We start from the raw sequence: 12,038 nt of genomic DNA on the forward strand, positions 1-12,038 counted from the left end.
CACCCCGTTCCGCTCGGTATTGCCCTGAGGGTAACAACCCTGAGCCGGCCGGACCTTCAGTTCCCGGCACCCGGCGGGCAGGCTCGGGCACGTCTTCTTCCGCTGATCGAACGCACCTCCCGGAGCCCCCATGATCCTCGTCACCACCCCGACCGGCCAGATCGGCGGCCAGGTCCTCGCCTCCCTCCTCGACGCCGGGGACGCGGCGGGCCCGGTGCGCGTCGTCGTCCGCGACCCCGCCCGCCTGGCCCCCGTAGTCCGTGACCGCGTGGAGGCCGTCACCGGCTCGCACGCCGACCCCGATGTCATGGCCAAGGCGTGCGCGGGCGCCGACCGGGTGTTCTGGCTGGTGCCGCCGTCGCTCGCCGCCGACAGCGTCGAGGGCCACTTCCGCTCCTTCACCCGGCCCCTCGTCGACGCCATCGCGGCCCAGGGTGTGGAGCGGGTCGTCGCCGTCTCCACCCTGGGCCGCGGGGTGGCCCGGAACGCCGGGCCGATCTCGGCCTCGCTGGCCGCCGACGAAGAGATCCGGGCCACCGGTGTGCACCACCGCGCGCTGTGCCCGCCGTACCTCATGGAGAACCTGCTCACCCAGGCCGCCGCGGTGCGCGACGGCGGTGAGCTGACGATGGCGCTGCCCGGCGACCGGGTGCTGCGCACCTGCGCCACCCGGGACATCGGTACCACGGCGGCGCGGCTGCTGCTGGACGGGTCCTGGACCGGTCAGGCGGACGTACCGCTGGTGGGCCCCGACGCCCTGACGCCCGAGGACATGGCCCGGGTGGTGTCCGAGGCGCTGGAGCGGCCGGTCCGCTTCCGCCGGGCCGACGCCGAGGACCAGAAGGCGGCGCTGCTGCGGTACGGCGTGAGCGAGGACGCGGCCCAGGGCCTCGCCGACATGACGCGCGCCCTCACCGACCAGGACTTCTACGGTGCCGGCGTGCCCGTCACCCCCGACACCGCGCCGACCGGCTTCCGGCAGTGGTGCGAGGAGGTGTTCCGGCCCGCCGTCCTCGGCTGAGCCCGCCGCTCAGCGCTCCAGCAGCATCCGCTGCAACTCGCGCGCCGCCCGCGGCGGGGCCACGTCGCTGCGGTGGGCGAGGGCGATCGTACGGTGCAGTCCGGGCCGGGCCAGCGGGGTCACCCGCAGCCCGCGCCCGGCCCGGGTGGCGACCATGCGCGGCACCACCGCCACCCCCAGCCCGGCCCGGACGAACCCCAGCACCGCGTCCAGCTCGCCGCCCTCCACCGCGAAGTCCGGCTCGAAGCCCTCCGCCCGGCACGCGGCCACCGTCAGTTCCCGCAGGTCGTACCCGTGCCGGAACATCACCAGCCGCTCACCCGCCAGGTCGGCGATGCGGATCACCCGCCCGCCCGGGCCGGGCGCCGGCGCCTCCGGCGAGGACACCACCACCAGGTCCTCGCGGAGCAGCTCCACCGTGGTCAGCGCGGGCGCCGGCGTCGGCAGCGGCAGCACGACCAGGGCCAGGTCGAGCGCGCCGCGCGCCAGCTCCCGCACCAGGTCGTGCGAGCCGCCCTCCTCGATCAGCAGCCGGATGCCCGGGTACCGGTCGTGGAAGGCGCGCAGCACATCCGGCAGCAGTCCGGTGCACAGGCTCGGCGTCGCCCCGAGCCGCACCCGCCCCCGCCGCAGCTGCACCAGCTCCTGCACCTCGTGCCGGGCGGTGTCCGCGTCGGCCAGGATCCGCCGGGCCAGCGGCAGCAGTGCCTCGCCGGCGTCGGTGAGCGTGATGTTGCCCCGCGCGCGCAGGAACAGGTCCGCGCCCAGCTCCCGCTCCAGCGCCCGGATCTGCTGCGACAGCGACGGCTGGGCCACATGGACCCGTTCGGCGGCGCGGGTGAAGTGCCGGGTCTCGGCGACGGCCACGAAGTACTGGAGCTGCTGGAACTGCATCCGGCCACAATAGTCGCAGCCTATGGAAACAAGCTGCACCATGTCTTGGACCGATCGGGACCTTCGGCCCTAGCGTGCTGTTCCATGGCTCTGGCAACGCGGACGGACCGACGGCCGTCCATGGCGCGTACCGTGTGGGACAGCTCCGTCGGCAAGAAGACGGTCATGGCCGTCAGCGGCGTGATCATGCTGCTGTACCTGGTCGCCCATGTGATCGGCAACCTGAAGATCTTCTTCGGGGCCGGGGAGTTCAACCACTACGCGCACTGGCTGCGCACCGTCGGCGAACCCTTCATGCACTACGAGTGGACGCTCTGGCTGATCCGGGTCGTCCTGATCGTCGCCGTGGTCGCCCACGCCACCTCCGCCTACCAGCTCAGCCGCCGCGACCTCAAGGCACGCCCCACCAAGTACGTCCACGGCAAACCGCGGGCGAGCTACGCGACGCGCACCATGCGCTGGGGCGGGGTCATCCTCGGGCTGTTCATCGTCTGGCACATCCTCGACCTGACCACCGGCACCGTGCACCCCGGCGGCTTCCAGGAGGGACACCCGTACCAGAACGTCGTGGACACCTTCTCCACCTGGTACGGCAACGTCGTCTACATCGTCGCGATGCTCGCGCTCGGCCTGCACATCCGGCACGGCTTCTGGAGCGCCGCCCAGACCCTCGGCGTCGGCAGCCGCGCCCGCGACCGCGCCCTGAAGACCGTCGCCAACGTCCTCGCGCTGCTGCTCACGGCCGGTTTCATCGCCGTACCCGTGGGCGTCATGACCGGAGTGGTGAGCTGACCATGACCTACACCGACTACACGACCGGTGCCCCGGTCGCCGACACCAAGGCCCCGTCCGGCCCGGTCCACGAGCGCTGGGACAGGCGCCGGTTCGAGGCCAAGCTGGTCAACCCGGCCAACCGGCGCAAGCACACGGTGATCGTGGTGGGCACCGGCCTCGCGGGCGGCTCCGCCGGCGCCACCCTCGCCGAACAGGGCTACCACGTCGTCCAGTTCTGCTACCAGGACTCGCCGCGCCGGGCCCACTCCATCGCCGCGCAGGGCGGCATCAACGCGGCGAAGAACTACCGCAACGACGGCGACTCCGTCCACCGGCTGTTCTACGACACCGTCAAGGGCGGCGACTTCCGCGCCCGCGAGTCCAACGTGCACCGGCTCGCGCAGATCTCCGTGGAGATCATCGACCAGTGCGTGGCCCAGGGCGTGCCGTTCGCCCGCGAGTACGGCGGCCTGCTCGACACCCGCTCCTTCGGCGGCGTCCAGGTCTCCCGCACCTTCTACGCCCGCGGCCAGACGGGTCAGCAGCTCCTCCTCGGCGCCTACCAGGCGCTGTCCCGGCAGATCGCCGCCGGGAACGTGGAGCTGCACCCCCGCACCGAGATGCTGGACCTGATCGTCGTCGACGGGCGGGCGCGCGGCATCGTGGCCCGGGACCTGATCACCGGGAAGATCGACACCTACTTCGCGGACGCCGTCGTCCTCGCCTCCGGCGGCTACGGCAACGTCTTCTACCTGTCGACCAACGCCATGAACTCCAACGCGACCGCCATCTGGCGGGCGCACCGGCGCGGCGCCTACTTCGCCAACCCCTGCTTCACCCAGATCCACCCCACCTGCATCCCGCGCACCGGCGAGCACCAGTCCAAGCTGACCCTGATGAGCGAGTCGCTGCGCAACGACGGCCGGATCTGGGTGCCCAAGGCCAAGGGCGACACCCGCCCGCCGCACCGGATCCCCGAGGACGAGCGCGACTACTACCTGGAGCGCATCTACCCGTCCTTCGGCAACCTGGTGCCCCGGGACATCGCCTCCCGGGCCGCGAAGAACGTCTGCGACGAGGGCAGGGGAGTGGGCCCCGGCGGCCAGGGTGTGTACCTGGACTTCGCCGACGCCATCACGCGCATGGGGCGCAAGGCGGTCGAGGCCAAGTACGGCAACCTCTTCGACATGTACCAGCGGATCACCGACGAGGATCCGTACGAGGTCCCGATGCGGATCTACCCGGCCGTGCACTACACGATGGGCGGCCTGTGGGTCGACTACGACCTGCAGACCACCGTCCCCGGCCTGTTCGCGATCGGCGAGGCCAACTTCTCCGACCACGGCGCCAACCGCCTCGGCGCGAGCGCCCTGATGCAGGGCCTGGCCGACGGCTACTTCGTGCTGCCGGCCACCATCAACGACTACCTCGCCCGCCACCCCCGCCAGGACCCGGTCACCGACCAGCACCCCGTCGTCCAGGAGGTGCTGGCCGGGACCGAGGACAGGATCAACCTGCTGCTGGCGGTGGACGGCGACCGCACCCCGGACTCCTTCCACCGCGAACTCGGCGAGCTGATGTGGGAGTTCTGCGGCATGGCCCGCTCCGACGCCGGGCTGCGCAAGGCCCTGGAGCGCATCCCGCAGATCCGCGAGGAGTTCTGGCGCCGGATCAAGGTCCCCGGCACCGGCGAGGAGTTCAACCAGTCGCTGGAGAAGGCCAACCGCATCGTGGACTACCTGGAGCTGGCCGAGCTGATGTGCCTCGACGCGCTGCACCGCACCGAGTCCTGCGGCGGCCACTTCCGCGAGGAGTCCCAGACCGCCGACGGCGAGGCGGCCCGCAAGGACGAGGAGTTCTCCTACGCCGCCGCCTGGGAGTTCACCGGCACCGGCGAGGCCCCCGTCCTGCACAAGGAAGACCTGGTCTTCGAGTACGTCCACCCCACCCAGCGGAGCTACGCATGAAGCTCACCCTGCGCGTCTGGCGGCAGAAGAACGCCGACGCCGAAGGAGCGATGTCCACCTACGAGGTGGACGACATCTCGCCCGACATGTCCTTCCTGGAGATGCTGGACGTCCTCAACGAACAGCTCATCCTGTCCGGTGAGGAGCCCGTCGCCTTCGACCACGACTGCCGCGAGGGCATCTGCGGCGCGTGCAGCCTCGTCATCAACGGCGACGCGCACGGGCCGGAGCGCACCACCACCTGCCAGCTGCACATGCGGTCCTTCAAGGACGGCGACACCATCGACATCGAGCCGTGGCGGGCGTCCGCCTTCCCGGTGATCAAGGACCTGGTGGTGGACCGGTCGGCGTTCGACCGGATCATCCAGGCCGGCGGCTACATCACCGCCCCCACCGGTTCCGCGCCGGAGGCCCACGCCACCCCGGTGCCCAAGGCCGACGCCGACTTCGCGTTCGAGCACGCCGAGTGCATCGGCTGCGGGGCGTGCGTCGCCGCCTGCCCCAACGGCGCGGCGATGCTGTTCACCTCCGCCAAGGTCAACCACCTCAACGTGCTGCCCCAGGGCGCGCCCGAGCGGGAGAGCCGGGTGCTGGACATGGTGGCCCAGATGGACGCGGAGGGCTTCGGCGGGTGCACGCTCACCGGCGAGTGCGCCACCGCGTGCCCCAAGGGCATCCCGCTGATGTCCATCACCGGCATGAACAAGGAGTGGCTGCGGGCCACCCGGAAGGCCGGCAAGCGGTAACCCCGAGACGTTCGCCGACCAGTGGCGGGCGGGCGGGGCCGGGGAGGTGCTCACCCGGCCCCGTCTGGTGTTCCGGGCCCCGGTAGCCTGCCGCCATGATCTCCGGAAACAAGCGGACGGAACGGTTCCGCGATGCCGTGGCCGGCTTCGAGGCCGCCGTCCGCGAGCAGGACGCCGACCGCTCACAGCAGTACTTCGACGACCTGCGCCGGTACTTCGGGGAGGCGGACGACCAGGACTTCCGGCAGGCCGGACCGCGCCTGGCGGCCATCCTGGACGAGATGCCGGCCGCGCCCCGCGCCACCATCGCCGTGCTCGTCGGAGCCTGCGTCGAACGCGGCGCCGACCCCACCCCCTGCGCACCGTACGTCCTCGCCGGCCTCGCCGGGGCCCTCGACGACGCCCGCGCGTTCTGCGACCGCTGGGCGGCCACCGGCGGCGGCGACTTCCCCGACCCGCAGGCCGAGGAACCGCCCGAGGACCTCCTCGACCGGGTGGACCCCGACCTGGCCGTCGCCTGGCTCACCCTGCACCACTGGGAGATGGCCGCCGTCGCCCTGCTCGACCACGCCGCCGTCCGCACCGCCCTGGACGACGGCACCCGCACCCGCCTGCTGCGGACACTGCGCTCGGTGGAGGAGGACTCCGGGTACGTCTTCAAGTGCCTGGCCTACGCCCTGCTGGTCCTGGACGACGAACCCCTCGTCGTCCTCGACCGCCCCACCGGCACCGGCTACGCCCTGCGCATGACCGGCATCGGCGACAACTTCCAGTTGCACACGCTGCTCGCCGACGTCCTCATAGGCGGCGGCCACCTGCCCGGCCGGGCCCCGTCCGCCGAGGAGGCCGCCGTCTGCCGGGACCGGCCCGGACAGGTGGACACCATCGGCTCGTTCAACCTCGTCACCCCCTTGGGCGACTGGGTGTGGAACGAGGGCACCCCCTCGGACATCCCCGTCGTGGACGGCGTACGCCTGCTCGTCCTGGACCCGCCGTCCTACGAGCGGAGCTGGCCCGCGGGCCGCTTCTTCCCGCACATGAAGGGCGACCTCGTCCTGGAGCGGGTGCTCGGTGCGGACGAGGCCCGGCGGCTGCTCGCCGGCTGCGCCGCCGCGGACGGCTGACCGGGCGTTCACCACCCTCACATCCGTGCTCCTGACACCGGTCACGCGGGCGCCAACCGGCGTCGGAAGAACAGAGGCGGCGGGCCGCACCGACCGGGCCCGCCGCCCCCGCCGACCCGGCCCGCCCCCAGGAGCAGCCCATGACCGGTGCGCCCACCCTCGACCGCCCCCCGCACCCCCCGGGACCCGCCCGCTACACCGTCACCCTCGCCCGCGACGAGGCCGACGTGCGGGCCGCGCAGCGGCTGCGGCACGATGTCTTCGCCGGGGAACTGGGAGCCCTGCTCGCGTCCCCCGAGCCGGGGCACGACATCGACGCCTTCGACGCCTACTGCGACCACCTCCTCGTCCGCGAGGAGGCGACCGGGCAGATCGTCGGCACCTACCGGCTGCTGCCGCCCGAGCGGGCCGCCGTCGCCGGCCGGCTCTACTCCGACGGCGAGTTCGACCTCGCCGCGCTCGACGCGATCCGGCCCCACCTGGTCGAGGTCGGCCGCTCCTGCGTCCACCCCGCTCACCGCGACGGCGCGGTCATCGGCCTGATCTGGGCCGGCATAGCCCGCTACATGACCGACCGGGGCCACGAGTGGCTGGCCGGCTGCTGCTCGGTACCGCTAGCCGACGGCGGTGCCCTCGCCGCCGGCACCTGGCGACGGATGCGCGAGCGGCACCTGGCGCCCGAGGAGTTCCGGGTCCGGCCGCTGCTGCCGTGGACCCCGCCCGCCACGGCCCCCGCCGGCCGCACCGAACTGCCCGCCCTGCTGCGCGGCTACCTCCGGCTCGGCGCCTGGGTGTGCGGACCGCCCGCGCACGATCCCGGCTTCGGCGTCGCCGATCTGTACGTGCTGCTGTCGATGCGCCGGGTCGACCCGCGCTATCTGCGGCACTTCCTCTCCCTCGTCCCGGCCTGATGAGCGGCTGGCTGCCCACCGCGCCCTGCACCCCGGACGCCTGTGCGGAGCCCGCCCGGGCAGAGGCGTCCGTCCCCCGGGCCGTGCTGCGGCTGACCGGGGTCGCGGCCCTGCTCCTGGCCGGGATCGCGCTGATTCCGCTCGGCGGGAGGCTGCCCGCCGGGTGGGTCCGGCAATGGTGCGGGCTGATCGTACGGGCCGCCGGGGTCCGGGTCCGGATCACCGGCACCGCCCCGCCGGACGGCGGGCTGCTGCTGGTCGCCAACCATGTGTCGTGGCTGGACATCCCGCTGCTCACCGCCGTCCGCCCGGCCCGGATGCTCGCCAAGGCCGAGGTCCGCCGCTGGCCCCTGGCGGGCGCGCTCGCCGCGCGCGGCGGGGCCCTGTTCGTCGAACGCGACCGGCTGCGCGCCCTGCCCGGCATGGTGGCCCGGATCGCCGGCATCCTGCGCGCGGGCGGGGCGGTGACCGCCTTCCCCGAGGGCAGCACCTGGTGCGGACGTGCCCGGGGCCGCTTCAGCCGGGCCGTCTTCCAGGCCGCGCTCGACGCGGGGGTCCCGGTCCAGCCGGTCGGCCTGCGCTACCGGCGCGGGGACGGCGGTCCCGGCACGGCGGCGGCCTTCGTCGGCGAGGACACCCTCGCGGCCTCGCTGTGGCGGGTGGCCCGGACCCGCGGCCTGGTCGCCGAGGTGGAGGTACGGCCGCTGATCCGCCCGGGCACCCACCCCGACCGCCGCACCCTGGCCGGCACCGCCCAGCCACCCGCCCCGGAGCCCGCCTGGACCCACGCGGCCCTGGTCACCGGTGTCCGGGCGCGCCCGCTCGGCGACGGCACACGCACGGGCCACCCGGTGCTCAGGGCGTGACGGCGGCACGGCACACGGCGGCCACGGCGCTCAGGGCATGACCCGCGCCAGATAGGGCGCCGTCGCGCTGCCCCCGGCCCGGGACACCCGCTCCGGCGGGCCTTCGGCCACGACACGGCCGCCGCGGTCGCCGCCGCCCGGGCCCAGGTCGATCACCCAGTCGGCGCCCGCGACCACCGTCATGTCGTGCTCCACCACGACGACCGTGTGCCCGGCGTCGACCAGCCCGTGCAGCCGGTCCGTCAGCACCTCCACATCGGCCGGGTGCAGCCCGGTCGTCGGCTCGTCCAGCAGATACAGGGTGTGGCCCCGGCGCCCCCGCTGGAGTTCGCTCGCCAGCTTGATCCGCTGCGCCTCCCCGCCGGACAGCTCGGTCGCGGGCTGCCCCAGCCGCAGATAGCCCAGGCCCACGTCCAGCAGGGTGCGCAGGCTGCGGGCGGCGGCCGGGACGTCCGCGAAGAACTCCGCGGCCGCCTCCACGGTCAGGTCCAGCACCTCGGCGACGGTCCGCCCCCGGTACGGCACCTCGAGCGTGGCGGGGTTGTAGCGGGCGCCCGCGCAGTCGGGGCAGGGCGCGTAGGTGCTCGGCAGGAACAGCAGCTCCACGCTGACGAACCCCTCGCCCTGGCAGGTCTCGCAGCGCCCGCCCGGAACGTTGAAGGAGAACCGGCCGACCCCGTACCCGCGCGCCCGTGCCTCCTCGGTGCCCGCGAACACCTTCCGTACCACGTCGAACAGGCCCGTGTAGGTGGCGAGGTTGGAGCGCGGGGTGCGTCCGATGGGCTTCTGGTCGACCCGGACCAGCCGCCCCACTCCCGGCAGCTCCGCCGTCAGCTCCCCGGCCAGCGTGGACTTCCCGGACCCGGAGACCCCGGTGACCGCGGTGAACGCGCCGAGCGGGACGCGGACCGTGACCGCGCGCAGGTTGTGCCGGGTCACCGGGCCCACCGTCAGCCAGCCGCGCGGCTCGCGGACCTCGCGCGCCGGGCCGGGCGACTCGTCGAAGAGATAGGCGGCCGTCGCCGACCCGGCCACCGACGCCAGTTCGGCCGGCGGCCCGCTGTAGAGCACCCGCCCGCCGTGCTCGCCCGCGCCGGGACCCACGTCCACCACCCAGTCGGCGCCGCGCACCACGTCCAGGTGGTGCTCCACCACGAACACCGAGTTCCCGGCCGCCTTGAGCCGCTCCAGGACGGTGAGCAGCGCCTCGGCGTCCGCCGGGTGCAGTCCGGCGGACGGCTCGTCCAGCACGTACACCACGCCGAACAGTCCGGAGCGCAACTGGGTGGCCAGGCGCAGGCGTTGCAGCTCGCCCGCGGAGAGCGTGGGCGCGGCCCGGTCCAGGCTGAGGTAGCCGAGGCCCAGTTCGACCACCGGCGCGATCCGGGACTTCAGGTCGGCCGTGAGGACCCGCGCCGTCTCGTCGCCGCCGTCGGGCAGTTCGGCGAGGCCGGTCAGCGGCAGTGCGGCGAGTTCGGCGATGGTCCGGCCGGCGTAGGTCACCGCGAGTGCCTCGGGCCGCAGCCGGCTCCCGCCGCAGGCGGCGCACGGGGTGCTGGTCAGGAACCGTTCCGCCTTGGCCCGCAGGGTGGCCGACTTGGTGTCGGAGAACGTCTTGAGCACATACCGCCGCGCGCTCATGTAGGTGCCCTGGTAGGGCCGTTGGATGCGGTCGGCGTCCCGCACCGGGTGGACGGTGACGACCGGCTGCTCGTCGGTGAACAGGATCCACTCGCGCTGCGCGGCGGGCAGTTCCCGCCAGGGCCGGTCCACGTCGTAGCCGAGCGTGTCCAGGATGTCCCGCAGGTTCTTGCCCTGCCAGGCGCCCGGCCAGGCCGCGATCGCCCCCTCGCGGACGGACAGCGAGGGGTCCGGGACCAGCAGCTCCTCGGTGGTGTCGTGCACCTGGCCGAGGCCGTGGCAGCGGGGGCAGGCGCCGGCAGCCGTGTTCGGGGAGAACGCGTCCGAGTCGAGGCGCTCGGCGCCCGGCGGATAGCTGCCGGCCCGCGAGAACAGCATCCGCAGCGAGTTGGAGAGGTTGGTGACCGTGCCCACCGAGGAGCGCGAGGTGGGCGTCGAGCGGCGCTGCTGGAGCGAGACCGCGGGCGGCAGCCCGGTGATCCCGCTCACCTTCGGGGCGCCGACCTGGTGGATCAGCCGGCGCGCGTACGGGGCGACCGACTCGAAGTACCGCCGCTGGGCCTCGGCGTAGACGGTGCCGAACGCCAGGGAGGACTTGCCCGAGCCGGAGACCCCGGTGAACACGGCCAGCACGTCCCGGGGGATGTCCACGTCCACGCCCTTGAGGTTGTGCTCGCGGGCGCCGCGGACGCGGACGTACGGGTCGTGAGGGGTGTGCATCGGGGGAACTCTATCCGCCCCCGCACCCCGCTACCGCGGCGGGTTGCCCGGGTCCTGCGGCCGGGTGCCGAACTCGTCCCTCAGCTTGTCCTGCCCGGTGTCGACCTGCGACTGGTACTTGCCGCCGGTGCGCTGGTCGATGTAGTCGCCGCCCTTGCCGATGCCCTTGTCGGCCTGGCTCTCGTGGCCCTTGATCATCTGCTTGATCTTGTCCAGCATGGACATGGCAGCCCTCCTCGTCGCTGACAGGCTTGCCCTCCCAGGGTCACCGGCCCGCGCCGGGATCGCATCTCGGGACGGGGGATCACCGGCCCGGCGCGAACAGCGCCGCCAGCCGCCGGTAGGAGTCCAGCAGGGCCGTACGGTCGTAGGTGCTGGTCGTGACGAGCACCTCCTCGGCGTCCGTCTCCTTCAGCACCGTCTCCAGCTCGTGCGCGACCTGCTCCGGCGTGCCCGCGATGTGCCCGGCGAGCGCGGACTCGTAGATGTCCCGCTGCTTGGCCGTCATCGTGCGGGCCTCCACCGACTCGGCGGGGGCGAGCGGCGGAAAGGTGCCGTGGGTGCGGGAGTACGCCAGCGACCAGGCCTCGGGGACCAGCAGCCGGCGCGCCTCGGCCTCGGTGCTGGCGACGGCGACCGTGCCGGAGATCACCACGTACGGCTCGGCCGCCCAGCGGGAGGGCCGGAACAGGGAGCGGTACCGGTCGATGCCGCGCAGCAGCTTCTCCCGGCCCCGCAGATCGCCGATGACCATGGGCAGGCCCGCGCGGGCGGCGATGCGCGCGCCCTCGCCCAGGGCCAGCACGAACGGCGGCACGGACAGCCCCTCCGCGGGGCGGGCCCGCACCCCGGTCGGCGAGCCGCCCGTGAACCAGTCCAGCAGCTCCCCGAGCTGGGCCGCGAAGTCCTCGGCGTCCTCCTTGTCCCGGCCGAGCGCCTTGCGCACCCCGTCCGTGAAGCCCACGGAGCGGCCGAGCCCCATGTCCACACGGCCCGGGAACAGCGACTCCAGCACCCCGAACTGCTCGGCGACGACCAGGGGCCGGTGGTTGGGCAGCATCACCCCGCCGGTGCCGACCCGGATGGTACGGGTGGCCGCGGCGACGGCGGCGGCGAGCACGGTCGGCGCGGACCCGGCGACCCCGGGCACGCCGTGGTGCTCGGACACCCAGAACCGGTGGTAGCCGAGCGCCTCCGCCTCCCGGGCCAGCGCCACGGTGTCCCGCAGCGCCTCGCCGGGCGGACGCCCCTCGCGGGTGCGGGAGCGGTCGAGGACGGAGAACCGGGTGCGGCTGATCACTGTGCTGCTCACACAGGGTTCAACGCCCGGACGCGCGCAGGATTCCCCGGGCCGCTCGCGGCGCGGGGGTCGCC

The 12,038-nt window shown here is 73.7% G+C and carries 11 protein-coding genes; 7 read left to right on the forward strand and 4 right to left on the reverse strand.

Annotation, left to right across the window (positions count from 1 at the left end; genetic code table 11):
- The first annotated feature begins 130 nt into the window (after positions 1 to 130).
- On the forward strand, positions 131 to 1,021 hold the full coding sequence (locus AB0E62_RS00575; protein ID WP_362185857.1) for an NAD(P)H-binding protein: 891 nt from the start codon (positions 131 to 133) through the stop codon (positions 1,019 to 1,021).
- Positions 1,022 to 1,030: 9 nt separating this feature from the next.
- Here the strand turns inward: AB0E62_RS00575 and AB0E62_RS00580 are convergent, their stop codons facing one another.
- Positions 1,031 to 1,915 carry a LysR substrate-binding domain-containing protein gene (locus tag AB0E62_RS00580; RefSeq protein ID WP_362185859.1) on the reverse strand — a complete coding sequence of 295 codons (885 nt, stop codon included), beginning with the start codon at positions 1,913 to 1,915 and terminating at the stop codon, positions 1,031 to 1,033.
- Between the two features lie 120 nt (positions 1,916 to 2,035).
- Between AB0E62_RS00580 and AB0E62_RS00585 the strand changes: the two genes are divergently transcribed.
- From AB0E62_RS00585 to AB0E62_RS00610, 6 genes are all read left to right on the forward strand, one after another.
- On the forward strand, positions 2,036 to 2,707 hold the full coding sequence (locus AB0E62_RS00585) for a succinate dehydrogenase (RefSeq protein ID WP_362185862.1): 672 nt from the start codon (positions 2,036 to 2,038) through the stop codon (positions 2,705 to 2,707).
- 2 nt (positions 2,708 to 2,709) lie between these two features.
- Positions 2,710 to 4,656, forward strand: coding sequence for a fumarate reductase/succinate dehydrogenase flavoprotein subunit (locus tag AB0E62_RS00590; RefSeq protein ID WP_362185865.1), 1,947 nt, complete (start codon positions 2,710 to 2,712; stop codon positions 4,654 to 4,656).
- Positions 4,653 to 5,402 (forward strand): succinate dehydrogenase/fumarate reductase iron-sulfur subunit, encoded by a 750-nt coding sequence (locus tag AB0E62_RS00595; RefSeq protein WP_362185868.1) that lies wholly within the window; start codon positions 4,653 to 4,655, stop codon positions 5,400 to 5,402. Before AB0E62_RS00590 ends, AB0E62_RS00595 begins: the two co-directional genes overlap by 4 nt.
- A gap of 95 nt (positions 5,403 to 5,497) precedes the next feature.
- Positions 5,498 to 6,526 carry a hypothetical protein gene (locus AB0E62_RS00600; RefSeq protein ID WP_362185871.1) on the forward strand — a complete coding sequence of 343 codons (1,029 nt, stop codon included), beginning with the start codon at positions 5,498 to 5,500 and terminating at the stop codon, positions 6,524 to 6,526.
- 140 nt (positions 6,527 to 6,666) lie between these two features.
- The gene (locus AB0E62_RS00605) at positions 6,667 to 7,437 is read left to right on the forward strand and encodes a GNAT family N-acyltransferase (RefSeq protein WP_362185873.1); all 771 of its coding nucleotides are present in this window, start codon (positions 6,667 to 6,669) and stop codon (positions 7,435 to 7,437) included.
- The gene (locus tag AB0E62_RS00610) at positions 7,437 to 8,303 is read left to right on the forward strand and encodes a lysophospholipid acyltransferase family protein (protein WP_362185876.1); all 867 of its coding nucleotides are present in this window, start codon (positions 7,437 to 7,439) and stop codon (positions 8,301 to 8,303) included. The genes AB0E62_RS00605 and AB0E62_RS00610 overlap by 1 nt, the downstream gene beginning before the upstream one ends.
- 30 nt (positions 8,304 to 8,333) lie before the next feature.
- Here the strand turns inward: AB0E62_RS00610 and AB0E62_RS00615 are convergent, their stop codons facing one another.
- From AB0E62_RS00615 to AB0E62_RS00625, 3 genes are all read right to left on the reverse strand, one after another.
- A complete protein-coding gene (locus tag AB0E62_RS00615) occupies positions 8,334 to 10,664 on the reverse strand; it encodes an excinuclease ABC subunit UvrA (RefSeq protein ID WP_362185879.1) in 2,331 nt (776 codons plus the stop codon).
- Positions 10,665 to 10,694: 30 nt separating this feature from the next.
- Positions 10,695 to 10,889 (reverse strand): antitoxin, encoded by a 195-nt coding sequence (locus AB0E62_RS00620; protein WP_362185882.1) that lies wholly within the window; start codon positions 10,887 to 10,889, stop codon positions 10,695 to 10,697.
- 79 nt (positions 10,890 to 10,968) lie between these two features.
- Positions 10,969 to 11,976, reverse strand: coding sequence for an LLM class flavin-dependent oxidoreductase (locus tag AB0E62_RS00625; RefSeq protein WP_362185885.1), 1,008 nt, complete (start codon positions 11,974 to 11,976; stop codon positions 10,969 to 10,971).
- Positions 11,977 to 12,038: the final 62 nt, after the last annotated feature.

It is taken from the genome of Streptomyces sp. NPDC038707 (genome assembly GCF_040636485.1).
Taxonomy (GTDB): Bacteria; Actinomycetota; Actinomycetes; order Streptomycetales; family Streptomycetaceae; genus Streptomyces.

Coding starts and splice junctions, on each gene's coding strand:
- AB0E62_RS00615 (WP_362185879.1), bottom strand. CDS start 10,664: ATGCACACCCCTCACGACCCGTACGTCCGCGTCCGCGGCGCCCGCGAG.
- AB0E62_RS00580 (WP_362185859.1), bottom strand. CDS start 1,915: ATGCAGTTCCAGCAGCTCCAGTACTTCGTGGCCGTCGCCGAGACCCGG.
- AB0E62_RS00575 (WP_362185857.1), top strand. CDS start 131: ATGATCCTCGTCACCACCCCGACCGGCCAGATCGGCGGCCAGGTCCTC.
- AB0E62_RS00605 (WP_362185873.1), top strand. CDS start 6,667: ATGACCGGTGCGCCCACCCTCGACCGCCCCCCGCACCCCCCGGGACCC.
- AB0E62_RS00620 (WP_362185882.1), bottom strand. CDS start 10,889: ATGTCCATGCTGGACAAGATCAAGCAGATGATCAAGGGCCACGAGAGC.
- AB0E62_RS00600 (WP_362185871.1), top strand. CDS start 5,498: ATGATCTCCGGAAACAAGCGGACGGAACGGTTCCGCGATGCCGTGGCC.
- AB0E62_RS00585 (WP_362185862.1), top strand. CDS start 2,036: ATGGCGCGTACCGTGTGGGACAGCTCCGTCGGCAAGAAGACGGTCATG.
- AB0E62_RS00595 (WP_362185868.1), top strand. CDS start 4,653: ATGAAGCTCACCCTGCGCGTCTGGCGGCAGAAGAACGCCGACGCCGAA.
- AB0E62_RS00590 (WP_362185865.1), top strand. CDS start 2,710: ATGACCTACACCGACTACACGACCGGTGCCCCGGTCGCCGACACCAAG.
- AB0E62_RS00610 (WP_362185876.1), top strand. CDS start 7,437: ATGAGCGGCTGGCTGCCCACCGCGCCCTGCACCCCGGACGCCTGTGCG.